Annotated in this window: 28 protein-coding genes and 5 pseudogenes; 16 read left to right on the forward strand and 17 right to left on the reverse strand. The window is 58.5% G+C overall.

The genetic code is table 11. The features are described 5' to 3' along the window. Positions 1 to 12 precede the first annotated feature (12 nt). A complete protein-coding gene (locus tag RJT68_RS00220; RefSeq protein WP_407038384.1) occupies positions 13 to 1,740 on the forward strand; it encodes a hydantoinase B/oxoprolinase family protein in 1,728 nt (575 codons plus the stop codon). Between the two features lie 24 nt (positions 1,741 to 1,764). Continuing rightward, complete coding sequence (locus RJT68_RS00225; protein ID WP_407038385.1) at positions 1,765 to 2,907, forward strand: NAD(P)/FAD-dependent oxidoreductase; 1,143 nt, start codon at positions 1,765 to 1,767, stop codon at positions 2,905 to 2,907. A 358-nt stretch (positions 2,908 to 3,265) separates the two neighbouring features. Here RJT68_RS00225 and RJT68_RS00230 read toward each other — a convergent pair whose 3' ends face one another. Continuing rightward, on the reverse strand, positions 3,266 to 3,469 hold the full coding sequence (locus tag RJT68_RS00230) for a cold-shock protein (protein ID WP_407038386.1): 204 nt from the start codon (positions 3,467 to 3,469) through the stop codon (positions 3,266 to 3,268). Positions 3,470 to 4,231: 762 nt separating this feature from the next. Here RJT68_RS00230 and RJT68_RS00235 point away from each other — a divergent pair. Next, positions 4,232 to 4,495, forward strand: a complete 264-nt coding sequence (locus RJT68_RS00235; RefSeq protein WP_407038387.1) for a hypothetical protein — start codon at positions 4,232 to 4,234, stop codon at positions 4,493 to 4,495. Between the two features lie 201 nt (positions 4,496 to 4,696). Here the strand turns inward: RJT68_RS00235 and RJT68_RS00240 are convergent. The 3 genes and pseudogenes from RJT68_RS00240 to RJT68_RS00250 form a co-directional block, all read right to left on the reverse strand. Continuing rightward, positions 4,697 to 5,260, reverse strand: a pseudogene (locus RJT68_RS00240) (sugar phosphate nucleotidyltransferase); the annotation flags it as partial. Positions 5,261 to 5,383: 123 nt separating this feature from the next. Next, positions 5,384 to 5,677 (reverse strand): type II toxin-antitoxin system RelE family toxin, encoded by a 294-nt coding sequence (locus tag RJT68_RS00245; protein WP_407038388.1) that lies wholly within the window; start codon positions 5,675 to 5,677, stop codon positions 5,384 to 5,386. Continuing rightward, positions 5,670 to 5,864, reverse strand: coding sequence for a hypothetical protein (locus tag RJT68_RS00250; protein WP_407038389.1), 195 nt, complete (start codon positions 5,862 to 5,864; stop codon positions 5,670 to 5,672). Before RJT68_RS00250 ends, RJT68_RS00245 begins: the two co-directional genes overlap by 8 nt. A gap of 246 nt (positions 5,865 to 6,110) precedes the next feature. Here RJT68_RS00250 and RJT68_RS00255 point away from each other — a divergent pair, with 246 nt between their 5' ends. Together RJT68_RS00255 and RJT68_RS00260 are read left to right on the forward strand one after the other, a co-directional pair. Next, a complete protein-coding gene (locus RJT68_RS00255; protein WP_407038390.1) occupies positions 6,111 to 6,329 on the forward strand; it encodes a hypothetical protein in 219 nt (72 codons plus the stop codon). Positions 6,330 to 6,523: 194 nt separating this feature from the next. Further along, positions 6,524 to 6,877 carry a DUF7344 domain-containing protein gene (locus RJT68_RS00260; protein ID WP_407038391.1) on the forward strand — a complete coding sequence of 118 codons (354 nt, stop codon included), beginning with the start codon at positions 6,524 to 6,526 and terminating at the stop codon, positions 6,875 to 6,877. 210 nt (positions 6,878 to 7,087) lie between these two features. Here RJT68_RS00260 and RJT68_RS00265 read toward each other — a convergent pair whose 3' ends face one another. Further along, positions 7,088 to 7,492: a hypothetical protein gene (locus RJT68_RS00265; RefSeq protein ID WP_407038392.1), complete on the reverse strand. Its 405-nt coding sequence runs from the start codon at positions 7,490 to 7,492 to the stop codon at positions 7,088 to 7,090. A 429-nt stretch (positions 7,493 to 7,921) separates the two neighbouring features. Here RJT68_RS00265 and RJT68_RS00270 point away from each other — a divergent pair, with 429 nt between their 5' ends. After that, complete coding sequence (locus tag RJT68_RS00270) at positions 7,922 to 8,128, forward strand: HalOD1 output domain-containing protein (protein WP_407038393.1); 207 nt, start codon at positions 7,922 to 7,924, stop codon at positions 8,126 to 8,128. A gap of 120 nt (positions 8,129 to 8,248) precedes the next feature. Further along, complete coding sequence (locus RJT68_RS00275) at positions 8,249 to 8,521, forward strand: PadR family transcriptional regulator (RefSeq protein ID WP_407038394.1); 273 nt, start codon at positions 8,249 to 8,251, stop codon at positions 8,519 to 8,521. Positions 8,522 to 9,067: 546 nt separating this feature from the next. On the opposite strand, the gene RJT68_RS00280 is transcribed toward RJT68_RS00275, so the two are convergent. The 5 genes and pseudogenes from RJT68_RS00280 to RJT68_RS00300 form a co-directional block, all read right to left on the reverse strand. Next, positions 9,068 to 9,901: an alpha/beta fold hydrolase gene (locus RJT68_RS00280; RefSeq protein ID WP_407038395.1), complete on the reverse strand. Its 834-nt coding sequence runs from the start codon at positions 9,899 to 9,901 to the stop codon at positions 9,068 to 9,070. Between the two features lie 374 nt (positions 9,902 to 10,275). Beyond that, entirely contained in the window at positions 10,276 to 10,545 is a 270-nt protein-coding gene (locus RJT68_RS00285; RefSeq protein ID WP_407038396.1) for a hypothetical protein, read from the reverse strand. Positions 10,546 to 11,023: 478 nt separating this feature from the next. Next, positions 11,024 to 11,332 carry a hypothetical protein gene (locus tag RJT68_RS00290; protein WP_407038397.1) on the reverse strand — a complete coding sequence of 103 codons (309 nt, stop codon included), beginning with the start codon at positions 11,330 to 11,332 and terminating at the stop codon, positions 11,024 to 11,026. 92 nt (positions 11,333 to 11,424) lie between these two features. Further along, the gene (locus RJT68_RS00295; protein WP_407040422.1) at positions 11,425 to 11,700 is read right to left on the reverse strand and encodes a PadR family transcriptional regulator; all 276 of its coding nucleotides are present in this window, start codon (positions 11,698 to 11,700) and stop codon (positions 11,425 to 11,427) included. Positions 11,701 to 12,170: 470 nt separating this feature from the next. Beyond that, positions 12,171 to 13,298, reverse strand: a pseudogene (locus RJT68_RS00300) (RNA-guided endonuclease TnpB family protein); the annotation flags it as partial. On the opposite strand from RJT68_RS00300, the pseudogene RJT68_RS00305 reads away from it, so the two are divergent. Beyond that, positions 13,289 to 13,387: pseudogene (locus RJT68_RS00305) on the forward strand (IS200/IS605 family transposase); the annotation flags it as partial. The pseudogenes RJT68_RS00300 and RJT68_RS00305 sit on opposite strands and share 10 nt — an antisense overlap. Positions 13,388 to 13,769: 382 nt before the next feature. Here the strand turns inward: RJT68_RS00305 and RJT68_RS00310 are convergent. After that, positions 13,770 to 14,069: a HalOD1 output domain-containing protein gene (locus RJT68_RS00310; protein WP_407038398.1), complete on the reverse strand. Its 300-nt coding sequence runs from the start codon at positions 14,067 to 14,069 to the stop codon at positions 13,770 to 13,772. A gap of 178 nt (positions 14,070 to 14,247) precedes the next feature. Between RJT68_RS00310 and RJT68_RS00315 the strand changes: the two are divergent. Beyond that, positions 14,248 to 14,373, forward strand: a pseudogene (locus RJT68_RS00315) (PadR family transcriptional regulator); the annotation flags it as partial. A 216-nt stretch (positions 14,374 to 14,589) separates the two neighbouring features. Further along, on the forward strand, positions 14,590 to 17,127 hold the full coding sequence (locus RJT68_RS00320; protein WP_407038399.1) for a hypothetical protein: 2,538 nt from the start codon (positions 14,590 to 14,592) through the stop codon (positions 17,125 to 17,127). 113 nt (positions 17,128 to 17,240) lie between these two features. Here RJT68_RS00320 and RJT68_RS21115 read toward each other — a convergent pair whose 3' ends face one another. From RJT68_RS21115 to RJT68_RS00330, 3 genes are all read right to left on the reverse strand, one after another. Further along, positions 17,241 to 17,396 (reverse strand): DUF7563 family protein, encoded by a 156-nt coding sequence (locus tag RJT68_RS21115; RefSeq protein ID WP_455196254.1) that lies wholly within the window; start codon positions 17,394 to 17,396, stop codon positions 17,241 to 17,243. A 185-nt stretch (positions 17,397 to 17,581) separates the two neighbouring features. Beyond that, positions 17,582 to 17,959: a hypothetical protein gene (locus RJT68_RS00325; protein WP_407038400.1), complete on the reverse strand. Its 378-nt coding sequence runs from the start codon at positions 17,957 to 17,959 to the stop codon at positions 17,582 to 17,584. 110 nt (positions 17,960 to 18,069) lie between these two features. Further along, a complete protein-coding gene (locus tag RJT68_RS00330) occupies positions 18,070 to 18,309 on the reverse strand; it encodes a hypothetical protein (protein ID WP_407038401.1) in 240 nt (79 codons plus the stop codon). A gap of 100 nt (positions 18,310 to 18,409) precedes the next feature. Between RJT68_RS00330 and RJT68_RS00335 the strand changes: the two are divergent. Then, positions 18,410 to 19,063, forward strand: a pseudogene (locus tag RJT68_RS00335) (transposase); the annotation flags it as partial. 299 nt (positions 19,064 to 19,362) lie between these two features. Further along, entirely contained in the window at positions 19,363 to 20,547 is a 1,185-nt protein-coding gene (locus tag RJT68_RS00340; RefSeq protein ID WP_407038402.1) for a hypothetical protein, read from the forward strand. Positions 20,548 to 20,619: 72 nt separating this feature from the next. Here the strand turns inward: RJT68_RS00340 and RJT68_RS00345 are convergent, their stop codons facing one another. Genes RJT68_RS00345 through RJT68_RS00355 form a run of 3 tightly spaced genes read right to left on the reverse strand, consistent with a single transcriptional unit; the run spans position 20,620 to position 23,919 of the window. Further along, entirely contained in the window at positions 20,620 to 21,849 is a 1,230-nt protein-coding gene (locus tag RJT68_RS00345; RefSeq protein ID WP_407038403.1) for an ABC transporter permease, read from the reverse strand. A gap of 2 nt (positions 21,850 to 21,851) precedes the next feature. Further along, positions 21,852 to 23,108 (reverse strand): FtsX-like permease family protein, encoded by a 1,257-nt coding sequence (locus RJT68_RS00350; RefSeq protein WP_407038404.1) that lies wholly within the window; start codon positions 23,106 to 23,108, stop codon positions 21,852 to 21,854. Next, on the reverse strand, positions 23,101 to 23,919 hold the full coding sequence (locus RJT68_RS00355) for an ABC transporter ATP-binding protein (RefSeq protein WP_407038405.1): 819 nt from the start codon (positions 23,917 to 23,919) through the stop codon (positions 23,101 to 23,103). Before RJT68_RS00355 ends, RJT68_RS00350 begins: the two co-directional genes overlap by 8 nt. 413 nt (positions 23,920 to 24,332) lie before the next feature. On the opposite strand from RJT68_RS00355, the gene RJT68_RS00360 reads away from it, so the two are divergent. Genes RJT68_RS00360 through RJT68_RS00375 form a run of 4 tightly spaced genes read left to right on the forward strand, consistent with a single transcriptional unit; the run spans position 24,333 to position 26,990 of the window. Continuing rightward, positions 24,333 to 24,596: a hypothetical protein gene (locus tag RJT68_RS00360; RefSeq protein ID WP_407040423.1), complete on the forward strand. Its 264-nt coding sequence runs from the start codon at positions 24,333 to 24,335 to the stop codon at positions 24,594 to 24,596. Beyond that, complete coding sequence (locus tag RJT68_RS00365) at positions 24,593 to 24,724, forward strand: hypothetical protein (RefSeq protein ID WP_407038406.1); 132 nt, start codon at positions 24,593 to 24,595, stop codon at positions 24,722 to 24,724. Before RJT68_RS00360 ends, RJT68_RS00365 begins: the two co-directional genes overlap by 4 nt. Then, on the forward strand, positions 24,721 to 25,971 hold the full coding sequence (locus RJT68_RS00370; RefSeq protein ID WP_407038407.1) for a DUF4350 domain-containing protein: 1,251 nt from the start codon (positions 24,721 to 24,723) through the stop codon (positions 25,969 to 25,971). The genes RJT68_RS00365 and RJT68_RS00370 overlap by 4 nt, the downstream gene beginning before the upstream one ends. After that, positions 25,968 to 26,990 (forward strand): AAA family ATPase, encoded by a 1,023-nt coding sequence (locus RJT68_RS00375; RefSeq protein ID WP_407038408.1) that lies wholly within the window; start codon positions 25,968 to 25,970, stop codon positions 26,988 to 26,990. Before RJT68_RS00370 ends, RJT68_RS00375 begins: the two co-directional genes overlap by 4 nt. The last annotated feature ends 2 nt before the right edge of the window (positions 26,991 to 26,992 follow it).

Consider the following 26,992-nt stretch of genomic DNA (forward strand, 5'->3'; position numbering starts at 1 on the left):
GAGAATTCAACAATGGCTCAAACATCAGAACGGAAAACCGACATCGATGCAGTGACCTTCGAAGTACTGCGGAGCGCGTTCGAACACACCGCAGATCGGATGAGTACGGTGCTCCAGCGCACGTCGTTCTCGCCGATCATCTATGATATGGTGGACTTCTCGAACGCGATCTTCACACCGGACGTCGATCTGGTCGGGCAAACGGCGAACTGCCCGGTCCACCTCGCGGCCATGCACTTCAGTGCCGAAGCCTCGCTCGCGGAGTTCGGCGTTGACGAACTCGGCGAAGACGATATCGTGTTGCTGAACGATCCGTACAACGGCGGAACCCATATCAACGACGTTACGTGGACCCAACCGATTTATGATAGTTCGGATGAACTGCTCGGCTTCGGCGTCAGCCGTGGGCATTGGACGGATCTCGGCGGCGGTGGGCCCGGCGGCCAATCGTGGGGAACCCATCTCGCAGAAGAAGGGCTTCGCATCCCACCGTCCAAAATCGTCGACAACGGCGAGCTGAACGAGACCCTGCTCGAGATCTTGAAAAGCAATACACGCGTCCCACAATACATCGAAGGCGACGTCCAGGCCCACCGGGCTGCACTGACGGCCGCCAAGAAAGAACTCCAGCGTCTCGAGACGAAATACGGGGCAGAAACGGTCCGACAGGGGATGGAAGAGGTATTGGAGTACACCGAAGCACGGACACGGGAGGCGATACGCGACATCCCCGATGGGGAGTATACAGCGCGTGACTATGGCGATTGTGACGGAATTACGAAAGAGTCGATCTATCTCAATGTGACACTTATCGTCGAGGAAGATGAGATCACCGTCGATTTCGACGGGACGGACGACGCTGTGCCCGGGTCCGTAAATTCACCGAAAGCAAACACGCACTCGGCAGTCTACTACGCCCTCAAGTTCTTCACCGATCCCGCCGCTCCCCCCAACGCCGGCATGTATCGGCCGATCAACATTGAACTCCCCGAAGGCTCGTGGGTGAATCCCGACTGGCCCCGACCCGTGATCGGCTGTACGACGTTTGCAGCGTCCAAGATCTGTGCGGTCATCTGGCAAGCGCTCGCGGAGGCGATCCCTGACGAGATCGTCGCTCCGACGTACTCTGAATGTAACTGGTTTACGGTCCAACAGGAAGATCCAAAGACGGACGACGCCTACGTATGGTCGGATCTGCCACCAGGTGGGTGGGGTGGGACGCCGTCTGGTGATGGAATGGAGACGACCGCGGATCCGCTCGGCAACTGTATGGATCTGCCGGTTGAACGCGCCGAACTCCTCTTCCCCGTGACCGTCGAGCGACGGGAGTTCATTCCCGACTCCGGTGGGGCAGGGAAGTACCGTGGCGGACTGGGCCTTCGTGAAACGTTTGTGTTCCACGGCTACGCCGAACTCAGCGTCGAAACGAGTCGGACAAAAGAGGGAACCCCCGGTGTGAACGATGGCCACGCTGGAGGCTTAGGCCGATTGCTCAAAAACTACGGAACCGAGCATGAGGAGGTGATCGGCGGCTGGCAGCCCGATGGTGATGAGTGGGAGATGTGCCTGATTGGGAGTGAACCGTTCCAGTCCGGTGAATCGTTTACCATCGAAACCCAAGGTGGGGGCGGGTGGGGAGACCCTACCGACCGGGATCCGGAAGCGGTTCGTGAAGACGTCCGTGATGGAAAGATTAGCCGCGACGCGGCGGCTGAAGTGTACGATGTCGATCTCGAGTGAGCGGAGCGGAGGGAACCGAAGATCATGACCGATTTTGACACCATTATTATTGGCGGGGGTGTTGCTGGCGCCAGCTGTGCATACCATCTCGCCGCCGCTGGAATCGAGGATGTCGCCATCTTCGAAAAAGATCAACCGGCAAGTAAAGCAAGTGGCCGTGCAGCCGGGTTCATAACGCCCGATCAGTTCCTGAGTACAGGCACCCATCCGCCAGAACATCAGTATATCATTGAGTTCTGGGAGGATATGGCCCAGGAGACGAAGCTCGAACTTCGCTACGATGACGCCTACACGTTCGCTCGCGAAGAGGACTCGGTCTCGCACCTGAACCGACTGCATGACGAAACAGCCGTCGAGTCACGGTTGCTCACGGCTGAGGAACTCGGCGAACGCGTTCCGGATCTCCGCATTGATAATATCGAACTCGCATTCATGTTCGAAGATGGATTCTCACTTGATCCATACACGGCGACGATCACCGTCCTAGAGAACGCACTGGCGCTTGGGGCGGACCTACACACTGAAGCCGTCGAATCGATCACGCCACACGCACACGGCGAGACGAGTGTAGCAACGTCTGAGAGGTCCTACACTGCATCGACGGTAATTCTCGCTGCAGGGGCGTGGAGCAAAGCACTAGCTCTCGAGATTGGTGTCACGCTGCCACTCAAACCGCGGATTAGTCAGATCGTTACGCTAGCCCCGGAATCCAGGGTGCACCTCCCACTGGTTAACGATCCGGACCTGCTCCTCTATTACCGGACGGAAGCGAACGGGGAGGTTCTGATCGGCGGCGGAACGGGCAAAACGGAACTTGACCCGGAGACGTTCGACGACTCGGCTCGGGAAGCGTACCTGCAGGACGTAGCGGAGAAAGCCCCGAAAATCTCCGAAAAACTCACCAATAGTGATATCACTGGAAAGTGGGCGGGGTTGTGCTCTGCCACACCGGACCGGCACCCGCTTGTGGGACAGATTCACCCACACGGAATCTACGCGTGTTGTGGGTTCAACGGTGAGGGAATCATGTACAGTACCGTGGCTGGTCACCTGATCGCCGACTTCGTTACCGGGACCCCACCGACGTTCAACGCCGACGCGTTCGCGCCGGATCGATTCGCCACACCGGAGGCCGATTTCGAGATTCGGAGCGCAATCGAGTGGTGAACACGGGGTAACACCGACGGCGATCTCGCGCCGATCGGTACCTTGAACGGTCGCTTCGCCTGCCTTTCTGCCGACATACCGAGAAGACGCCGACGGGCCCGCAGAGCGGGAGTCTGGCATACGAGCCGCTTGTGGATCCACCGTGCGCACCGGAGACGGCTCCGACCGGGTTTCCAACTCGGTGCGTTCGTCGGGGATCGTCGTCTCCGCTGGCGCCCTCAAGCTGTCACCGGAACCCAAGACGACCCGGACGCGGACGACCTCGGGGCGAACGACGTGCTCAGGTGACTGCATCGCCTCCCGGCGATACTCGACGGCTGCTCGAGTCACCATCGGACGTCGATTCCAGCGCGGACGCTCAGGTGGAATCGACTCGTTCAACCGCGAGCGCGCGAGGGCCGCGGTCACCGAACGCAAGCTCGAACGAGACCGTTACCCCCTCTTTGAGAATCGAGGCGTCGCTGTCGCGAATGTGGACGAACACGTCGCGTCCGGGTTCCGGTCGCGAAATGAATCCGTCCCCTTCCTTTGGGTTGTAAAACCGAACGGTTCCGGTAGGCATGCATGACTGGTCCGAGCCGATGATTTATAGTAGTGCTGTTGGGTCTGTGGAGAGAGATGGCGAATCGATGTGCATATTCCGCATCGGCTGATTGGACCCACCGACTCAACCGGTACGTCCGGAACGCGTGGGACGTCGAGATGCAGAATTCCGGTAAATTCGATGCTATCCAGCGATGCGACTGTCTCAACCCCACAAAGGTTCGTCTGAAACCTCCTGCCGTAGCGAAAATAGATCCTCGTCTGCTGGCTTCAATCCTCACAACGGTTCGTCTGAAACTCGTATCGTACATCAAAGGCCGATTCGGAGACGACGGCTTCAACCCCACAACGGTTCGTCTGAAACCGCCTACGAGACCGAGGTCGAGGATGGCGATGAAACCGCTTCAACCCCACAACGGTTCGTCTGAAACCATGCCGATTTCTCGGCGCTAGGCGCCTCAAAGGGCTTCTCACACAACCTACTTTCCGTCGACCATCAATACCTGGTACACCCCCGGATCGACGGACTGGTGTTCGCCACCACCACTCGATCGCGGTCTGGGGTACTCACCACTTCAGGAGTTCCGATACGATCGCTCAAGGCGGGCGACTCGTCCATCATTGGCAGGTGCACCTGACCCTGAATCCAGGAAATATCACTTATCGCTAGAATTTAAGAGGGGTTAACTCCGTGAGACAACTATGAACGTCGATCGAGCACGCCCTCGAGACGGACTTTCCGCCAGCCGTCACGAGGAGAGGGAACACAGAGGAGTGGACGATGACCGCTGACCAGGCGGAACTCCCAACGCCGAAGCTTCGATTTTCTGCCGGCCGGTTCGAGGGGCCCCTCATCACTGCTATCATCACGTTGCAGTTCACCCTCGTTGGGGTTACTCTCCTGACGTTTGCGTTCCTCCTCCTTACCGACGACAGTTTCCAGTTCACGGTTATCGTGACGGCTGGTCTCCCGCTGCTGGGTGCGTACCTCCTCAACTTTTTGTACAGGAGGGAGCGTGACACCATCGACACGCACACCGTCTGACACCCTGCTCCTCGGTCTAGCGCCCCGTCTCAGAGACTAGAAACAGTGATGATGTATCGCTCAACCTCGAGTTCGACCCGCCTCAGTGCGGAGTGCCCCTCGGTCACACTCCCAGCTCGCAGCTGGCCTGAAGAGGCGACGACCACGCAGATGAGATGAGACCGGCGCGACGAACAGGAGCTAACTAAGTAGCTGGGAGGGTCAGTCGGACGCGTACTCAAGGGTTGCATCCTCGTCAGTGTCCTCGCCCTCTTGCAGCCGCCGTTCAGCGCCATCCCGATCCTCGGGATAGCCAACGTCGATGCGCCACCCGTCCATTCCGATCGCGTCGATCGTCCGGCCCGACTGAATCAGCAAATCAATGGCTTCGCTGATCTCGTACTCGCCGCGATTGGATGGCTGCACCAGGTGGCAGGCGTGGAAGATGGCGGGCGAAAAGGTATAGAACCCGGTCATCACCAGATTCGACGGCGGCTCGTCGGGCTTCTCAACCACGTCCGTGATCTCGCCAAATTTGTTCGTATCACAGACCCCGTACCGACTCGCCTCCTCCCACGGCACGTCCTCGACCAAGAACGCGGCGTCGGCACGCTCCTCCTGGTGTCGCCGGACGACATCCTCGAGGTCATCGTCGGTGACCAGGTCGCCGCCACCGGCGTTCAACGTGAGCGCGGCGGCGAGCATTGCGAGTGCCTCGTGCTTTGTCTCTCCGCAGGAGGCGATGCCGCTTTCGACATCGACGGCCGTGATTCGCCCATCGTCCTCGTGGAGAAACTCGCCGGAAGTCGTCGACCGAGGAGTAAACTACCCCACCCTACTCCCTCGGCGCTACGCATCTCGGTCCTTGAGGCCGGAGGCTCCACCTTGAATAACGCTGAAATCGAAAACTCAGAAACCGTATCGCTTATGCGCCTCGTCAATTGGGACGATTTCCAGTACCCGCACCTCTCTTTCGTCCTCCAGGACCGTGTAGATGGCTGTGTAGGTCCGAGAGAGGTGCATCCGGAACCGGTCGCGGCGGCCGTCGATGGGGAGCTTTTCCTTGTCCCCACGGCCGCGGCCCGGGTACGGGTTGTCCGCGAGGTAACCCAACTTCTCCGTGCAGATTCGCTCGGTTTTCTCGTCAGCGACGTCGAGGAACTCGCGCGGCTGATCGCCGAGCAGGACATCGTACTCAGACATCCGAGAGGGGCGTCAACTCGTCGCGGTCCGCCTCTTCCAACTCTCGGAAGCGCTGTTCTAAATCCTGCCGACGCCGCTGCTGAACGAGTTGCTTCAGCAGATCGTCGTACGTTTGGCCGGGCTTTTTCAGATCGTGGAGTTCCCTTCTGGTTTCCTCGGTCACTGGGATACGCTTGTCTGCCGACATGGCTCTACACGGACGTACAGGGCTGACAGTCTTAACAGTTAGGGGACAACCGATTGACTTGGAACACCCTGTCTCTTCCGGCCAGGCAACTGCAACGATTCCCAGGCTGGTACCGGTGTCGCTGGCGTGGCAGCGGGACGTCCCCATTCCATGGCTCGCTAAGAGTGACGACACCGTTATCGTTGTTCCCGACCTGCAATAGGTGTGATTCCGGCACCGGTTCTCTGTGCTGAATCCTCCACCATCATGGAATCCACTGACCCTCCAACTCCCGCTCCTGACGCGACGGTTGCGTTCGAACAAGAACTTGAAGAAATGATCCTCACCGCGTTCGGACGTGGTGCGGCGGTCGAAGGGACGTGGACGATTAGTGGGCCTGTCGCTGATGCCCCGGACTGGCATGTGACCATCGAGAAGGTGCCGCCGGCGGAGCGGACGTTCGACCCGACGTTGCTGGACGAGTAAGCAGAAACCGGTGCTGTCTGGAGCCAGCTACTGACCGACCGAAAACAGTGACTATTTGTTTTCTAGCACGTTTATCGAACAATAAGGTTTATGTGACAGCTTCACATAGCGGGGGTAGACGTACTCTGCTGAAGTCGGCCGACGAGACATGTTGGGCGGAGCGCCGTGTAGGTACAGTACCCTAGTTAGCCATGATGCCGAAAACCACCGACCCCAACCAGCGGAAGGACACCCGGCACGAACTTACCCCCACACAGCTATTCACGGCGTTCGCACACGAACGCCGGCAGCTCACCGTGGCATACCTGGCACAGCAACCCGTGGCGATCTCACTTGGTGACCTGGCCGAGTACATCGCGATCACAGAGGCACAGCCATCATACGAGTGGTATGAGCGGGTGCTCACCGACCTGGCCCACTGCCATCTGCCCCAGTTGAGGGACATCGGACTGATCCACTACGATGCAGACGCGGAATCTGTGGCGTTAGCCGTCGAGCGGCGTGTGGTGGCACCGTACCTGGAACTTGCCGGGCACACAGACGCGTAGCGAAGGCGGGAGCTCGGCAAGCGCTGTTGTTCCGACGGTCGCTAAAGGGGCTCTGGGTGGAGCGTGGAACCCTCTTGGTCTGGTGTGCTCCCTCGACCAAGACGAGTGTGGTGTTCGCTGCGATACGCCCAGGGACGTCACATTGGGCAGTACTGGCAAACAGCTACCGAAGCGGCCATGTATCTCTGACAGGGTGGCAACAACGGGGTGCTAACTACAGTGGATGGGGTCAGCAGACAGATTTGTCGATAGGGATCCGATCGATTCCGTCGTGGTGGTCGTGTATCGATACACGCCCATGTCCCAGTGTTGATGCCTTAAACTTGTGGACGAGTTCCTCACTTGGCCGCCCATACATGTCAATGGCCTCGAGCTTGATGAACTCGCCAATTGGGGGAACTTGGGACCGGCAACCTCCAGATGATACGCCAATGATGCGGAATCGGCGTGCGTGTGCACGACGGCCATTTGGGTGCCGTCCTCACTGAAGAAGACGTTGTACGACAGGATGTCGGGTTCGTTGGCGTCAACGAACTCCACCAGGTCCGTCATCGCTGCCTTGAGTTCGTCCTGTTTCCCGTCACGTACTGTCGAGTGGTCGACGTACACGATCACGTCAGACACCCCTCTTTCCGTTGTAGGTGACTCCATCACCCTCTTTATGCCGTCTGACTATGTGGCCCTTCCGCAGATGCCGTAGGGGAGTCAAACAAGATACGCGCTGTGAGTACAGCACGGATCGTTTCAACTACTCAGCTTCTGTTAGAAGTGGTGTGATCGATTCAGAGCATACGTTCAGCACGACGATGCCGTTTATTCCGCGCCGGGACGGGTGAATCATCGCTCAGTGGACCTACCTATTGATCGAGTTTGTGCCTTTTAACCAGTAGTATCTTAATTCGACTTGTTTACTTGGTGTAGGTATTGTCTTAGCTACCACAATTGACTTTATCAGCATCCCCTGATAGCCTATATGAAAATGTCAGGCGAAAATGAACAGGAATTCGTCCATTGTGAACTTAATTCTGGGGTAATAATCCGGCCGTGCAGGTTGTTGAGGCTATCATGGATTTTGAAGGAGTGGATTCGACCGAGGTGCCCACGATCTATCGCTGTGTAGATGGAATACTCACTGAACGCTTTGCTCATCCTCCGGCCCCAGAGGCCCAACTGGAGGTTCCGTTCAGCTATTCCGGGTACAGGGTCACGATTGATCTGAACGGTAACGCGAAGTTCGTGAAAACAGGGTAAGTACTGCTCTCCCCTTGCTGTAGAGCGATCAGTAGTTTCTCTGTACCCGTCGATTACGGGAATTCGCCGTTGGATACGGGGGTGATAACAAATACCACGACTGATGGAATGTCGTGTGAGATGGACGAACTCACTGGGTTTCAACGTGATCTGTTGTACGTTATCGCGGGATTCGATCACCCATCAGGCCAAGAGGTCAAAGAGGAGGTTGAGCAGTACTACAGTAGCGAGATCAATCATGGACGGCTCTATCCGAATCTCGACACCCTTGTCAACAAGGAACTCGTCGAGAAAGGCGAGCTCGACCGACGGACGAACTACTATGATCTCAACGAGTCCGGAGAGGAACTGATTGAGAAACGGCGAGAGTGGGAGTCACAGTACGTCGAGTAGCCCTTATTCTGTTCGTACCACAATGGTGCTGTGTATCTCGCATACCTCACTCGGTCTCTCCAACAGTTGCCAGAACGCGTGTGCAAGATACAGGGGTGCCACTGAGCAGGCCATTCATCTACGTATCCGATGAGGTAGAAATAATATGAGATAACGTGTAGTGTTCGAGAGTATGTCCGAGCCCGAAGACGGCAGAGATTCAGATGAAGAAGGAGGAAAAAATGAGTGGCTTGACCGCATCATCAATTTTCTCGCCACTTACCTTCCGTGAGTACCAGGAGAGTGTTTCACCGACAGATACGCAGACTACACTGAGCGCTCACTGACCTTCACAAATCGGCTCCCACCCCGTTCCACATTCGTGCACTGCATACGGCATCGACTGGAAGCACCCCATAATTCTGCCGGAAATAATCTGTGAGATACTGAGGATGTATCCGTCATTTCGAATCTCCTTTATTCGATTTACTCCAGGCAAATCAGCTGTGGCAGTATCCCCACACGTCGAACAGGAAGAAGTGCTGAGAGAATTTGACCGTAGACTCGTTAGTTCGTTTTCCGGATGAACGTGCGTATCTCGTCGATGAAGCGATCCGGCGCGGTGAGCATCGCCGCATGACCGTGGCCATCGAAGGTGACGACGCGGCTGTTCGGGAGTGCGTCATCAAGCGCTTCAGTCGTCTCTTTCCCCCATTGACCGCTTTCGCTCCCGGCTAATAGCAAGGTCGGCGTGGTCAACTCTGCAAAGCGTACGGGATCGTAGGTGTAGTCCGGGATTTTAGCATACTTCGGAATCAGTCGTGGGAACCCATCTACGTACTCCTGCCACATCGGTGCCGATTGAATTGCGTCTACTTCCTCTGGCGTCCATTCCGCGATTTTTTCGATGAAGACTACGTACGCCCGCTCGGTCTCCCCGGCTTCCAGTAGCGACAGCATTTCGGTGCGAGCCGCTTCGGAGCCGACCCCATACCCGTTAATCGGCATGGGCGGTTCGTACAGAACCAGCGCGCTAAGATTGTCAGTTCGCATGGCCGCTTCTAGGGCATAGAATCCACCAGCGGAATGACCAAGGAGGGTCACTGGTTCGTCAATCGACTCGACGACTGCAGCCACGTCCTCGAACTCCCGTTCTGGTTCGTACGCCTCGGCGTCACCGCTCCCTCCACGACCGCGCCGGTCAATCGCGTATACCGTGGCATCCTCAGCGAGGGTAGCACGGACGTCGGAGAGTTCCCACACTCTGTGGTCAGCGGTAGCACAGTGAACGAGCACGAGTGGTGGTCCACTCCCCGTCCGTTCGTAGGCGATCTCAGTCCCATCCGGGGCGGTGACGGTTTCCAATTCTTCACCCGCGTCTGGTGGTGTTGCTTTGGCCATGAGCTGGCTCCCTCTTAGCTCACCCATGCCATAGTATAACATAGCGTTATCCCGTGCAAAATCTGCACAGACTGAACGAGATTCAGGTGATGAGCGATACGCGCTGTGAGTTCAGCAGGGTGAGCGCGAACTACTTGACCCCTGTCAGAAATAGTGTGACCGACTCAGAGGATGTACGTAGCACGATGGCTCATTTTATTTCGTCCTATCGACTCTGAACTACCCAGAAGAGGATCATACGAGCAGAAATGCAGATTTTATAATAGTTGAATGACTTCGCAGAAGATTCTATGTTGATCTGGGTTGGCAATGCGTCGGTACAGATACGGTTAAACGTTTAAACTATAAAAAGTTTAGAGCCTTGGGGAACCAATTTATGGCTTCACAGGCTCGGGAGCGGGAATCGGCTCGACGGGGATCGGTCCGATGATTATGCCTTTCCCGCATGTCCAGTCTGCTTTTTCTAACCCTGACTTTTGCTGCTCGTGAACATTATCCTTAACGAGCTTATCTCCGTTTCCAGCTAATTTGTGACACGTGTACTCACCAGTCGGTTTCTCGGCTGCAACGACTCCAATAGAAGCGACCGAAAGCGCCAGAATGACGACTACAGCCATCACGATTCTCAACTGCTTCAACTTCAACACCGAACGGATGCCCTGCGGGACTCAACCGTTCACATGCTATACGCTCGCAGAGCACATAAATATGTTATCTCACCTTCAAATGTTCGTAGTAGTACTAGCTGATTTGATTCAGCGCGACGAAGCCCAGGGGATCGTAGATCCATTCACTCACGCAGCAGTGGCACGACTCCGTCTACGATGGTGAACGTGACTACCGATGTGACGGTGATTGACGACGGAAGAAACAGGCTCGATTGATAAGCCGATACGCTGGTTTCAGCACACTACTCTTAGCAGTTACTAGATTGGCTGGTTGCTACTTTGACTTAACCTGGATTGACCGAACCGAATACGTCACTATCGACCGGCCCCCTCGTGCTGCAATCGCGCTATGGATTCAGCAGCGGCTGGGTCTTCTATCCAGAACCTATCAGGAACTGCGTGCAAGATACAGAGCAGAGCTACAGCAGAGTAAAAGAGGAGGCTGCGTCGCTGGTTAGGTATCGTGTCGGTCGGCTACACCGTAGTCAATGTGGACTTCCGGTGTGCTGGGCGATTCCGGTGCAGGGACGCCGTTCCAGTCGATCACGTGTACGTTTGCCATTTGACCGGAGAACCGGAACCGCATCACACCAGTATCCACTGCACCTTCGGCGGCGTTCTCCGTGACGACCGTGGCTTCCTCGAGTGGGTCTGCTCCCACCAGTTCGATGTTGCCGTCAACGGTGATTTCGTAGTTCGATGGCACGCCTCGCCCGACGATGGTAACGAGATGTGGCAGAGAGGCTTCATTCTGCGTGGACATACATCACCGACTCTATTCTGCTGGTATAAGCCTTCTCTTCGACAAAAAGTAGGGGTAGGAGAACGTACTGTCCAACCGAATACGATTATCTTTCAGAACTCAACATATTGACTCTCCCACTCTTGCCGCGCTTGGATTTGCTCTCTCCCCGCGTCAGTGAGTGCATAGTAGTTGGTCCGCCGATCAAGCTGCCCCTTTTCGGTGAGTTCCTTATTGACCAGCGTATCGAGGTTCGGATACAAGCGGCCATGATTGATTTCGCTCTCATAGTACGTCTCAACTTCTTCCTTGACATCTTGGCCGGAGGGTTGATCGGCACCTGCGATCACGTAGAGGAGGTCGCGTTGAAACCCCGTGAGGTCGTTCATTCTGCAAGAATCTTCAACGAAGCTGTATTTGGCTTCTTTTCCGGTTTTGATCATATGTACATTCGACATGAAAGTCAGAGTGTGAATCATAGAGGTGATATCTTAAACCAATATTTGTAAGTGTAAATTCGAATACAGTGGCAGGTAACAGTGTGCAAAACCCCCGGCTTACAAATGTGTCGAGTGGTGTGAAACGCACGGACTCGGCAGTGACGGTGACCTCGTAGCCCGCGTACGCGAAGGTCACCGTGGGGGATGCGCGCCTCAGATTTAGGCGTTCGGCCTTCCGCGTTGATCGCTCCTCAGTCCGTGGTACATTCGCGCTGTATATCCAGCACGATGCTACGAACCTCATTCGATTCAAGTGAACAACCCCGACCACAAGGGTCGGGGCTTCTTCGTGGTTCCCTCAGATTATCGCTAACACTCCCTGCAACCTCGACGCCTACCCGTTCCAGAGCAAGGCCGTCTCAAGCGGTTACGAGGGATGAGGTCGGGCGGTTCACACGCCCCGATGCCCACCGTCGCACCTTCCGAACTTGAGGAAGGCTCTTGAGAACAGGCACATCTAACATACACTTCGCCAATCCACGCTTCGCAATATTCACCGACGCATTCCTATCCGCATGGTCTTGCTGACCACACGACTTGCACTTGAATCGCTTTCGCCGTCGATTCGCTCGCTCGGCGTGTTCACACGCAGTCAACGCACAGTCCTGACTCGTGTACTCCGCGTCAACCGAAGCAATCGGAATGCCTTCAAACGCTGCTTTGTACGCGATAAACACTTGCGTTGCACGAAACGGCATCGCGTGGAGCCGACGATTCATCCGAGTGCCGTAGTCGATTGACTCGCGCATATCCTTGAGGTCTTCAAGAGCAATACACGGGTCAGGAAACCGCTTCGCAAACTCGACTACGGCCCGAGACAGTTTGTGGAGCCTGTCGTGGACGAACCGATACTCGCGGTCACGCACCACGTTCTTGTACGACGGCTTCCCCGCGTTCTGCATCCGCTTTTTCATCGTGAAATAGCGGTGGCGCTCGGATTTGATTTCGGGCAAGTCGATGACGAGCGTGTCGAGAACTCCAGTTTCATCCATCGCAGTCAACGCAATGTTGTCCTCGTTCACGTCCACACCAATCACCGTCTTCGAGTCAGTTTTGACTCGGACAGTCTGCGTCTGGTGGGTGACGTTGACGTGGAGTTCAGCACGGCCATTCGTGAACAGGGCTTCAGCCGTCCCTATCTTCCACTCGTCACTCGACAACGCGGTTTTCAGCACGTCGAGATGCACCGGGGCACCAACGACCGTCCCCCGAACAGGATGATCTGGTTTCGGAGAGATACGGAACGCAACAGCACCGTCGTCAGTGAGTGAGAGCGTGTATCCCTCGGTGTGGTTCATCCGCAAGGGGTATGGCCCAGTTTTGGTGTGACTAGGCATATTGTAGTCGTCGTAGTCGTAGTAGTTCTCCATCGCTTCGAGGGCTTTCTTGACGACCAATTGCGTGTTGTTTTTCACGAGGTTGGCGTCTTGCGCCATCTGGCGACGGATGTCATCCCAGTCGTCGCCTTGTTTGGCGAGGCGGTGGGTGTTGGGAGCGTTCGTTCTCCGTGGGAACGGCAGGTGTGGTGAGTCGAGAAACGATTGAACAGTACATCAACCGTAGTGAGCATGTGTAGTCCTTCGACGGGCTTCACCCCCGACCTCAAGGGTCGGGGTTCTTGCCCTGCTCCGCCTGTAGATCCCATCCCTGGTTTATCTCCACCACCGTGAACGTCGTCACCTTCCTCGATCCGTCCGTCCACTTTTCATCAACGGTCGAGGCGGATATCCCGACCCGTGAGGTCGGGATTGGTGACCGGTGTCACAGCGAGCGTCATGCCTGGCCAAGCAGGAAGGAGCGGTGTCGAATCTGGAGAACAGGCCCCGCGGAGTCGCTGGCAGACACGGCCTGACGCTGGTGGCCAAACGGAGTGGAGTGACGGGCGGTGCATACCCGCAGTGCTCTGAACAGCGAGTTTCGTGGGGAGAGAGCCAATCAACGAACCTGGCGTCGGCGATCTACTCCACTTGAACGGTGCCATCGCCGGAGACGACAACGTCGAATCCGGCGTATCGGAAGGACACGCTGCAATCAGGAGCTCCCGGCCGTGCTGTGAATAGATCGTTCAGGGCCTCTGGATCGATTGCTTCGTAGAGTGGTGGAAGTGCAAGCATCTCCGTACTAGCGGCGTCGGCAACCGCTGAGATGACGGCGACCACGGGTGTTTCCTCGGAGGTTCGACCCCATTCTGCCGTGACAGGGCTGATCGTGTTCTCTGAGAAGGTTACCGTGGCGTCGTCTGTACGTTGCTCAACCATCATCGGACGTTCACTGTCGTTATATAAAAGCATCACCCAGCCAATTAGGGTCAGAGCGACGTCGGCGCCAGACGGTGGGCAAATGTCCTGAAATATCCGATGGGTTCTAATATTATAATTAATGTATGATGTGTGTCTTCTTCACTTTTTTCTACTGCTGGTGGGCACAGGATCGAAGCTGTCTGCTGTGACCGGGTGCCAGCGTGACCTGCTGTACGTGGCTGTGGGACTGGACGAACCCCACGGCTTGGTGATCAAGGACCGACGGGAGACCGCCTACGAGACGGCGATCCAGCACGGTCGCCGGGGTACCGTCGGCGCACACGCCACTGAGGACCTCGTAAACGTCTTCAGACAACTCACTCACCATTTAGCGGAGTCTCGGGTTTTGGTCGATTCCATCAAGTTACTTTGTGAAGCACTGATTATTGCCAACCGATTTTAAAATTCATACGTTCTACCCCCTTTATTTCAGGTAACATCAATGAGGTATTTGTCACCATCTCTCGTCAAGCATCTCATGGATTCACCCGACAATGATCCATCATTAAGAGATCGTGACGAAGCGAATCCTCAGACCAAATCGTATCCGAACTCAAATACACGTAGGCGTCTGCTTGGCAGTGTTGGGGCGGCAATGGCGTGGCCATGGAACAACGATGACGATGACGAAGACGATGACAATGATGGATTTTTGAGCAATTTTCCTGGTTTCGGGAGTAACCAAAGCCAGTCCGGTTGTGATGAAACCGTTGAGGGTTTCACATTGACAATTGACGAAGAGAGCGGGAAGGGCTCCTTAGACCTTTCCGGAGATGCATCGTGCGTGACGGAGAGAATTTATGAAAACACCGTGACCGGACCAGAATCTTATGGAGATGTAGAGAAATCCGGTTCCACTGCCACGTCAACCCTAGACGATACAATAACCGAGTCCGAGACAATTAGAAATGCATACTCGATTTCATCAATCCAACTATCCGACTCCGAACTCGACCTTGCGGAACCATCCTTCTCCCATACTCCAGATGATGCGGATAGGGACATATTGGAAAAAAATCCATCAGTCTATCCGTGGGACGGTATGAAGGAAGATCTGGAATCAGGGTATACCGCAACGGTAGAAATCGAGGACACGATCAAATTTCATTTCCCGCACACCGCTACGCTACTCGATGATTCCAGAACCCAATATCGAGCAGACTATTACAGCCCATTCCAAGAAAGCGAAATCGAACATCAAGATAGTAGGCACGACAACGGGAATGCAAGCACGTATTATGATCTTTCCTCATTTAGAGTTGGTGATATGCGATATGAACACGAACCCTTAGACCGGGATCTCATCTTTACTGATCTAGATGTGTATTCAATCCCCGAGATGAACCTTCTCAACCCTGAACAAGTTGGTGAACTTCGTGCAATGACGTTCACCCGTCTCAACATCTATAATTTGTTACGTAGACAATTTGAAAGTGAGAGTGAAACCCATGTCAGAGAGAAGTATGGAGATTTCATAGCGAATCTCTCTGCATCATTAGTTGATGGATTCGGAACTCGGTCAATTTCTACTGGACGCGGAGATGTTGCGGGAACCAGCCAAGAACTCTTAGACTCTTCATTTGAGGAATTTACTTCAGCAGTGGGGTGGGTGGAAAAACTTACTCCAGCTGCGGGCGGGTCTGTGTTTTTCACGGTGAATCACCTCGAAATTCTCACGGCCATTCAGTTACATGAACACACCGTGTTTCTTGCGATGTTAACCGATGAATCGGAACTGAATCGAGTCATCGATCTGTATCATGACGCACTTCTAACGGAGAAGGGGATATTAGATGAAAACATCGCGTATTTAGATGATGTCTTAGTCGATGATATCGAATATCCCTATTCTAACAGAGAAGAAGCAGATACGGTAAGAGGTGTTATAGAGGAAAATTTAGCGATGGTTGAAGAGTCGCGTGATCTGCTTGCAGAGGTAGAAGAAAATATCACCCAGCCACCCAGTAACGATAATGAGGAGTCAGAGGAATCACCCGACCTACTCCTGTATGAAGATTGGTCGGATGGAGAACTCGGATCTGACTGGAACGAAGAAATTGTAGAAGAGACTGAGGAAAGGCCAGAAGTTGAAATTCGCGAGGAAAATCCGCCTGAAGGCGGGCCGGAAACGTTATCGGTCAACTATGATGACGTGAGTGGACGCACATATCATGAGTTTGATGAAGAGTTCGCATGGAATGAGGAATGGACTATAAAACTACTGTACCGAATGGAAGCGGATGAGTTCGGCTCTAGACAATATCTTCATGTGCTTCTCGGTGATGTACGTGCTGGTGATTCTGATATTATGATGCTCTGGGGCTTTCATACTGCAGGCGTTGATCCTCATAAACTCGGTCCACAGTTTGATAGAGGGTCAATCATACTTGACGGGAGAGGGATTGATGATGAGAAAGACGATGCGATGGATTGGGAAAACGAACAATGGTATTACGGTGTCTGTCACCATGATGGTGACGGAAATTATAGACTAAAGGCATGGCCCGATGGAGAATCAGAACCCTCTGATTACTCGGCTGAAGTTACTGGTGACGTGCTGGAAGAAGAGGCTCCGATCAGTATAGAAACGAGTGTGAATCAGGTCGGTACTCCAGCAACACTCCAAGTCGCATATTTGAGTGTGGAGGCTGGTGAAGACTCTTCTGACGGAGACGATTCGTCCGAGGACACTGAAGGAACTGGCCCAGCCTTCTTTGAGGTAGCGGACATGAACACTAATTCACCAGTCGATGGTGGTGAACCACTGGAAGTGAATGCAGTAATCGAAAACGTTGGCGGTGAAGAAGGAACAACCGATATTGAACTCATCGTTGGACACGACCCTGTTGTCGAAGATACAAAAGACGCACTCACCCTCGATCCCAGCGAATCCGAAGAAATCACGTTAACCTTCCAAACGGGAGAACCGACAGGAGACGTCGAAGAGTTCCCCGTTGTCGTAGATACCGGCGCTCACTCAGAAGAAGAAACTGTCGCTGTCAACCCAGTGGGTTAATATCCATCCGTAGGAACATAGATTGGCATAAAATTTGATCGATAGCCAAAATTTAACAATTATTATGTTGGACACTGCGTTCACCGTTGGAGAATAGGCGCTCTTCCCTTCGTTCAGATCCCCCCTGATTCGTGCCCTGAACCAGCCCCATGAAACATCTCAGTTTGTCCTCGACAGTTACTGCAGGCGTGTAAGACTCCCTCGTTGTCCGAAAACACGCGTTTGTACCGCTCTGTGACGTGTGCGCCGCAGTTATCGCATTCGGCCATGGTCAGCTCTCGATGGATCGGCAGTCGCCCCGATGCGTATCGAACTCTTTTCAAGTGTTAAGAATGTAGCGGTAACTGGTATCGACTGTGGCGCTGATAGCGTATCGCTCCTCAATCAGGCCCACAGAGATCTCCACGGCGAAAGAACCCCTGAACATCTCTGTCATTTCCAGTTGGAACAGGAGTCAGTGCGGAGCCGTCATCGTAAAATGCCTTCCGAAGCCCCGCAGGCAGCGGTCGAGAACGCTATCGCGGACTGCGAGGGCGACACCGATAAGCGCACGGTCTTCTCGTAGGGAGACGACGAACGTGCCTTTTTCTTGGGAGCCAAAGGGTCGACAGACCGAGTTCAGGTCTTGACGGGCGGTTTCGACCCCCACGGTGGGACTCTCGCGGGTCGGTCTGTGCCACGAGAGGTCGGACTGCGCTGTCAGTTGGTCGGGCTGGACGGTCAGCGGTGGACGGACCGCGTTAACGTCAACCACCTCGGGGTCAAGCCCCGAGACACTCGGCCTGCTCCGCCTGTAGACGGGCGTGTAGTCGCCGTTACCGTCGGTGAACATCGTGTACGCGACATAGTAGAGACAAATATCGCAAGCCAACGTCAGGGGGAACAGGTCCGCGAGAGTCGCCAGAGTTCGGAGGCGCGAGCAGACCATCATGCGCAGGAGCGTTAAATGATCGGCACGGAGGCGTCGATATCGTATCCTGCCTCTTCCAGCGCAACGATCGCATGAATCGTCGTACCCGGTGCTGCCTCACCCTCATCGAGATCGACTGCGCCGACGAACTCAAGGGCCCCATCGGAGTTCTCCGAGAACAGCGAGATCTGATGAACCCGGGCAGCCAAGGTCGTGTGGACACGAACACGGGGGCCCCACTCTGTTTCAATCGTATCGATATGCACGGTCATCGGGTGCTCGCGTATCTAGCACACAGGAGTCCGTCATAAAGGCCCTGTTCCAGACCAGACCTCGTGGACCATCGGGCCGACGCCCAGCAGCCGAAGTCTCCTCTACAAAGGTCGGGAATTGTTTGACCGTTTCCGCGACACCACGCGAGAAATCGGCCATCTCCAGTCCAAACTACGAGAAGGGCGATACAGTAGCGAGCGCATCCGACGGTTGTATCGAAAGCGAACCCGACGCCGGGACCACGCACAAGAAGCTCTATGTCGTGACCTGCTGGACCGACTCCACGCCGAAGGTGTCGATGCGGTGTATGTCGGTGGACTGACCGACGTGCTGGATTCGCACTGGTCGGCCGAAACCAACGCGAAGACCCACAACTTCTGGTCGTTCAAGAAGTTCACCGAGCGGCTGGCTTGCACCGCCGAGGAATATGGTATCTCGGTAGAAGTGCGGTCAGAAGCGTGGACAAGTCAGGAGTGCCCCCAATGCGGTTCGACAGACCGGACGACACGGCATCAAGACACGCTCACTTGCCCGTGTGGGTTCGAAGGGCACGCTGATCTCACGGCGTCAGAGGCGTTCTTAGAGCGGCAAACGAGCAGCGCAGTCAGGTCGATGGCACGGCCCGTGCGGTTCGAGTGGGACGACCACGAATGGTCGGGGATACCACACCCTCACGAACGTCCCAAAGAACAGCGCACAGACACGAGTACCGTCCACCGTGGCGGGAATGTTGCCTCCGGGGAATCGGCATAGCCGAGACTCCCACAGAGGAAACCCCGGCGTGAACGCCGGGGTGGATGTCATCCGTCGATGGTTCTGTAGGTGGACGATACCGATTGTTTCCCCAGGAAAAAGCACATTGTGTGATAGTGTCATACCATCCGCAGGCGTAGGCGTGGCGTTGTCTTTCCCGGTGTCGAACGGAGTGCCACCGCGGCTTCCGCCACGGATGTAGCTGTTGGAGTGGGTTGAATGGCTAAAGTAAATCCTGACTCTCTGGTGCGACGATAGCAGGCCTTAATGGGAGAGTTTCGCATGTCTTAGTTTCGAGGATGACAACCAACAAAAAGGGGTCGAGCGATTCGAAGCGCGGATTCAATCGTCGCTCGGTCGTACTCGGGACGGGGATGGCGATCGTCGGTGTCGGCGGCGTCGGAAGCGTTCTCGCGGGTGACGAGCAAGCTGAGAGCGGCGGCCAGTCCCACACTGACGGCGACGGAGCGACGGTTCCGCAAGGCGTCCAGCACAACGAGGCGGTCCTCTGGGACCACGACATGGATTTGGCGTTCACAAATCGAATGCGTCTGACCGCCGATCCGGCCGACGAGGGGCGCGAGGACGTCGTACACGTGACCTCCGACGGCGAGGAGTCGCAGGATTACGCCGTCGCCGGGATCGATCTTCGTGCTGAGGACCTCACGCTCGGTGCTGTCGAGGATGACGGATCGATCACGTACAACTACTACAAGGGTGAAACGGCGACGTATCGGGTGCCGGACGAAGTGTTCCTCATCCTCCAGCGGGCCGACGGAGGAATCGCCGTCACGTACCGGAAGGAGGACACCGATCAGTTCCAAACGTGGGAGACACGCGACGTCTCGAGCGAGTTCGAGGCGGACGGCTGGCGAATGATCGACGTCGATGCGGACGAGATCGATGTCGACGACGAGCAGGTTCGCGTGACGGCCGAGACGATCGGGACCAACATCATGGCGCTGCGAGAACAAGAGCAGTACTCCGATGTCGTCGACCAGTTCGGCGCCGACGCGCACCTGTTAGCGGTCGCGATCGGAAACGGCAGCGTAGACGGGGTCGTCAGCGACGCGTACTTCCACGATCTGGAGGTCGCGGGGACCTCGTACACCGTTCCGGCGACGCTTACCATGGAGCCGACGTTCGATTCCCAGCAAGAGGGTGGCGATGGACGCATCACTGTCTCACTCTCGTTCGTCGACGAGAATCAGGGGGTCTCGGTGGAGGATATCGATCCGGAATCAGTGCGGATGACGTCGTACTCGCCGTTTGCGCCACCGATTCCAGGCTCCGATGTGCCGGGTGGTGTCGCTTCCGCGGACGAGGTGTCCGCCTCAGATGACACGCTGACAGCCGACTTCGCCCCCGCGGGTGAAACGGGCAGTTCGTCCCAGGGGGACCGACCGTCGACGGTGCTCGTCTTCGGTGGCTTCGAAGAGGGGCCCTACCGGTTCGTCGCCGTCGGTGACCTCGAGGGTGTCTAAGGCGGCGCGTCCTTCACCAGGTATGTCGGACTCGCGCCGGTAAAGCCACTGGCCTCCGCCTGCGATGGGCCCTCACCCGGCGAGATGTTCGAACCGCGTGTACCGACTGGCCCGCCAGCCGGCGACGATGGCGGCGATCGTGCTTATGCCGACGGCAATCCCGAACCCGACAACGTAGATCACTGGCGGTGTCCGTATCATGTTCTCGAACCCGACCAGCGAAGCGGCGAGGGCGTTCACCGCAACCGCGGCCGGGGGCGTCGCAAGGAGTCCGACCACGCCGCCGCACAGACCGAGGACAAGTCCCTGCCCACTGATGAGCCCGGTGAGCAGGCCCCGCGAGAGGCCGATCGCCCACAACGAGGCGAGTTCCTGTCTCTGCCTTGACGCAACGAGCAACAGGAGATTCCCCGTCAACACGATGCCAGTGACAACGGAGAGGACGACGAGCGCGCCGCCGCTGGCGAACAGGAGCACTCGATCTTCGAACATCGACTCGAACTGTTCGGCACTCGTCCGGACGTCGTACTCCGGATACGACGCCTCAATGTCGTCGGTGACGGCGTCGCTCTCGGCGTCATCAGCAACGGTTGCCGTAATGAACGCCGCCCGATCTGCGTCGGTCGTCCCCGTGAGTTCCTGCAGTTCGCTGAGCGGCATCGTCACAGTCGAGGTGCCCAGAAACTGCGAGTACGACGACGAGATCCCGACGACGGTGAATTCCTGGTCTGCGGCGGCGTTCTGGCTCGTTCCGACATAGATCGAATCGCCGACGTCGAGGTCGAAGCGATCCGCCGTTTGCGGATCGATGATCACCTCCCGAGTCATCGGCCCGTCGTATTCGCCCTCGCCGTAGTGGACGTCCCCCTCCGAGAACCCGTCGCCGGACTCGAGGGTCAACTCCCCGTGTTCGCCGGGGATGCCGACGCCCGTGACCAGCTCGAGCTCATCGGGATCGGGACCGAGATAGACGGCGTGGAACGCAATCGGAGACGCACTCTCGACATCCTCGTGTGTTTCGACGTCGGCCGCAAGGCGATGGGAGTCGGCGATGGGATTCTCAACGCCGCCCGTGTCCGTGAGTTCGACGGTCCCGGCTGTGATCCAGACATCCTGGTCGGCCGTGTCGAAGCGGTCCTGGCCCGTTTCGAGGACGCCCAGGCCGAGGCCCCCGAGCAGCGTCACGGTGAGCACGGCCAGCGCGATCGCGGCGACGACCATGACCGTCCGCCCAGTTTCGTAGCGGAGCTGGGCTGCCGAGAGGCGTGCGACCGCATCGATCTTTCGGAGTGTTCGAATCATCGTTAACGTTGCAGTTCGGCGATCACGTCCGTGTTCGTCGCAAGATAGAGCGGGTACGGCAGCGCGAGGACGCCGGCGATAATCGCAACCGAGAGACCGTAGGGGATAAAGCGGGGATCGGTCGCCGCGATTGGTGACGACGTCACCGTCGCCATCGCTACGGCGTTCGTGAGTGCGATGCCCGCGTAGCCGAGTACGATCCCGACGACGCCACCAACGACCGTGAGGCTGAGGCTCATCACCGAGATGATTGCGAGCCGTGACCGGCGCGGAAAGCCAACGGCCGTGAGGACCGCGAGGGTCCGCCGTTCCCGTTCGACGAGGAGGCCCGACGTCGTGGCGATAAACAGCGTACAGATCCCGATTCCGACAACCAGCATCGTCACGCTGGTTGCGAGTGCGAGATCGTCCTCACGGAGCTCCGCCAGTCCGGATGCGTCGCCCGATTCGACCGTCGCGTCCGGATACGTTTCCTCGATCGCCGCTTTCGCCTCAGCCGACTCTGTCCCGACGAGGACCTGGTCGGCGAGATCCTCTTCGGCAGCACCCGTCAACGTCTGGAGTTCGCTCAGACGTAGCACAACGATCGGCAGATCGCCCGTGACGCCCGTTGTCGCGGCATCGTCTACCGCGGTTACCTCGTGGGACTGCGAGACGGCGCCGGACCGGGGGCTGCGAATCAGAAGGGGATCGGCAGTCGACGCGTTAAGTTGGTCGGCCGCACCCGACGAGAGGACGACGTCGCCGGTCTGCGAGCCATCGTAGTCGCCCCCCGCATAGTAGGGATCGCCCGGGTCGAGGCGGGCCGTCGAAATCCCGGCGACGGGCGGCGTCTCTTCCCCCGGAACGACGCCAACGGCAAGTACATTCGTCGGCTCGCCGCCGTCTACGGTACGGACTTGGACGATCTCCAGGAGGACGGGGGTCGCGTAGTCGACGTCGGCTCGGTCGTCGATTGTTGCCGTTCGCTCGTGGACGTCGTCGAGTCGCGGCCCCTCGACGCCGACGACCGGCGACAGCGTCCCGCCGTCGTGCGGGGTGACGCGGAGATCGACCTCGTCGTTGGTGGTCGTTCCCCCTGCAAGCGCGACGCTGATCCCCGTGACGACCACGAGCAGCGCGATTGTCACCGCAACGAGGCCGACCGTGACGGCGATCCGGCCGGGCCGGCGGCGGAGCTGGGCGCCGAGTTGGGTGGCGGCGAATCGCCCGATCGCCGCTACGCGGCGAAGGGGACCGGATGTGGTCCCTTCAGCCATCGTCAACGATGGCCCCATCGAGGAGGGTGATCGTGCGCGCTGCCCGTTCGACGGCCCGCTCGTCGTGGGTCGCGAGCACCACCGTCCGGTCGTCAGCGACGTCGACGAGTGACTCGAGGACGCGCTCGCCCGTCTCGGTATCGAGTTCCCCCGTCGGTTCGTCCGCCAGGACGAGGTCAGGATCGGTCACCAGTGCCCGCGCAATCGCCACGCGCTGTTGCTCACCGCCGCTAAGTTCGCTCGGGCGGTGGGACGCACGGTCGCCGAGACCGACCCGGTCGAGCCACTCGTCGGCCCGTCGGCGCCGCTCACGCCGTGCAATCCCGTGTTCGACAAGCGGGAGGGCGACGTTCGCCCGCGCCGACAGCGCCGGCAGGAGGTGAAATCCCTGGAAGACGAATCCGATGCGGTCGCGTCGCAGGCGCGTTCGTTCCGTCGTGGAAAGGGCCGTGAGATCCGTCCCGAGGACTTCGACCCGGCCGTCGGTCGGCACTAGCAGGCCGCCCATCACGTGCAGCGCCGTGGACTTGCCGCTGCCGCTCGGCCCGACCAGGCCGATGACCTCCCCGGCGTGGATCTCGAGGGAGACGTCCCGGAGTGCAGTCACCGTTCGCGTCGCCGCAGCTCGAAACCGCGAGGTGGTGTCGCCGTACTCGTGGGTCACGTTCGCCCAGCGGACGGCGACGGGCGGAGACGCAGTCGCTCGATCCGCCGTCGTTCCGTGCTCGCCCCGACGCGTGGCCGACCGCTCGTTCGTCCCGTCACCGTCGGTCGCCGACGCGTCCGCATCCGCTGGTGAATCGATCGCCATACAGCCGGTTCTCGTTCAGTAGCAAGGAACGGTCGGCAATTGTTAGGAACCGTCTACCGCTTCGTTGGCATCCATGGGCCACGAACGCGAGTTCGGGCGGGAGCGTTCCCCACGGCGACGACCGCGGCCCGCAATCGCGTCTTTCCTAGGGAGTTCACGTCTGAGATCCGAGCTCTACCGTCGCGTGATCCGCGGACGACCGCCGACGGGTCGACCCGCGATGGCGGGGTGGTGGTCAATGTGGACGCATGTCGCCGCGGACCTGCGTCAACGGGAGTCACGCCGAACTGCACCCGCGAGGGCGCCTCCGGACAGGTCCCGACGACTGGGATGCGGCTCGCGAATCGGCGTACAGTCGCTACGTTTAGGTGACCGCACGACGCTGATCGAAACGAATGCCAACCGAGCGTCGGATGCGATTCGTTCGCGGGCACGTCGCCTGGATGCTCATGGCGGCCCTTGCACTCGCGCTGCTGGATGCGGTCTCCTACGAGCTGTTCTTCGTCCTCTCACTGATCGGCTTTCTCGTCGTGACGGAGCTCACCGCGCCGTTCACCGTGACGCCGACGTGGCGCCGCCGGCTCCGGTGGCTCATCGCCATCGGGCTCGTCGGCTTCGCCGTCGTCGTCGTCCGGCGGATCCTCGCGATCTTGCCGCCGGAGGTGGTCCCAGTATGAGCGCCCGAAGAAGCCGGCCCAGCTCCGCGAGTTGGGGGCGCGAGTACGGAGGCGAGAGCGAGACGGGGGCGATCCGCGTCGCGCAAGGCACGATGGGCGCTCGTCCCCCCGTCGAGGTGAGCCGATGAGCTGGCACCGCGGCCTGCTCGGCGACGGGGAGCGGATCGCGTGGCCGCGGGTCCTCTTCGTCTCGCTCGTGCTCACAGTGGGGCTCGCGCTCGGGGTCGTCGCCACGACGTCGTCAGCAGGGTTCGGTCCGTACAATCCCGCCTGGGATGGCAGCTCGGAGCTGCGTGCGGGCGCGGAGACGGATCCGGCCGTCGAGGCGCACCACGTCGGAGAGACCGCCGAGTACGAGGAGCTGCCGCCGGAGGAGACGGTCGCGTTCGTCGTTGCGCCGGACGAGCCGTACAAGGGCGAGGACGCCGAGCGACTCCGGGCGTTCGTCGCCGACGGCGGGACGCTCGTCGTCTTCGAGAACTTCGACGAGGCCGGCAACGCGCTGCTCGCTGAGGTGGGCGCCGACGCTCGCGTCGACGGCCAACTCTTGCGGGATGAGCAACACCACTTCCGCGGCCCGGCGATGCCGGTGGCAACCGAGGTCGCAGACCACCGGCTTACGACCGGCGTCGAGCAACTGACGCTCAACTATGGGACAGCGGTCGACCCCGGCGGCGACGATGGCAACTGGACGGGCGCCAACGCGTCGGATGTCGAAGCGGGCACCGACACCGACGCCGCAGCGGTGCTGGTGGCGACGAGCGACTTCGCCTACCTCGGCCCCGAGGAGGACGACCTCGACCAGCAGGACGACCTCCGGTCGTACCCGGTCGCGACGGTTGAGGCGGTCGACGACGGTCGCGTGGTCGTCGTCGGCGATCCGAGCGTGACGGTCAACGCGATGCTCGCCGAACCCGACAACGAAGCGTTCGTCCGGGGGCTGTACGGCGACGCGGACCACGTCGTCTTCGACCACTCCCACGCCGACGAGCTGCCGCCGCTGATGACCGGGATCCTCGCCGTGCGCGGGTCACCGGTCCTGCAACTGCTCGTGGGCACGTTCGGTGTCGGCCTCGTGGCTGGCCTCTCGCGGGGGCGGATGCGGTCCATATCGGGGGCGCTCCGGGCACGACTCCCGGTCGCTCGCCGTTCGCGACCTCGACCGCAGCGCGACGCCCACGATACCAGCGGGGACGTGGGCGCGCTCGGTTTCGATGCCGACGATGACGACCGTACCGCGGGCGGGCCGGGCCTCTCCGACGCTGAGCGGGCCGAATTTCTCCGGCGTCGACACCCCGACTGGGACGACGCGCGTATTCGACGGGTAATAACAGCGCTTAACACGACCAGCATGCAAGGTGATGACGACAAATGAGTGGGACCGACGCCCAGACCGACCCGGATCCCGAGGCGGTCTTCGACGCGCTGCGGGAGGAGATCGCGCGCGTCCTGATCGGCAACGAGGAGGCGGTCGAGTACCTGACGATCTCGCTGTTGACCCGCGGTCACCTCCTCGTCGAGGGGGTGCCAGGGATCGCCAAGACCACGCTTGCGAACCTCTTTGCGCGCACGACGGGCCTCGAGTCCACCCGTATCCAGATGACGCCCGACACGCTGCCGGCCGACATCACCGGCACCCACATCTACCGACAGGGCACGGGCGCGTTCGAGCTTCAGCGCGGTCCCGTCTTCGCGAATCTCGTGATCGCCGACGAGATCAACCGCGCGACGCCGAAAACCCAGAGCGCACTGCTCGAGGCCATGCAGGAGCGACAAGTCACCATCGAAGGGGAGACGCTCGCCCTGCCGGATCCGTTCATGGTAGTCGCGACGCAGAACCCCATCGAGGCCGAGGGCGTCTTCCAACTCCCCGAAGCCCAGCGCGACCGCTTCCAGTTCAAGCTCTACCTCGAACTGCCGGAGCGGGCCGTTGAGCGAGACCTGCTGGATCGGTTCGACGACGATCCGGAGCTCGGTCCGGCGGACGTCGAGCAGGTCGTCGAGCCGGAGGCTCTGAGAGCAGCACGCGAAACCGTCCAAACCGTCCACGTCGCATCGCCGGTCAAGGAGTACGTCCTCAACCTCGTCCGCGCGACGCGGCGCCACCCAGACGTCGCCTACGGGGCCTCGCCGCGCGCGACGCTCGCGTTCCTCAACGGCTCGAAAGCCCGCGCTGCGATCCGTGGCCGCGAGTACGTCATCCCCGACGACGCCAAGTCAATGGTCGAGCCGGTACTGGTCCACCGGCTCGTGCTGACCACCGATGCGGACCTGAGCGACGTTGACCCCGCGGACGTCGTTTCCGACATCGTCGCCGATGTCGAACCCCCGGGCGCCGAGGAGGTCACCCCCGACGCGCTCGCGGTCGACGGCGGCGACCCCTCGACCGAGTGAGT

Source organism: Halovalidus salilacus (genome assembly GCF_031852275.1).
In the GTDB taxonomy this organism is placed as follows: domain Archaea; phylum Halobacteriota; class Halobacteria; order Halobacteriales; family Natrialbaceae; genus Halovalidus; species Halovalidus salilacus.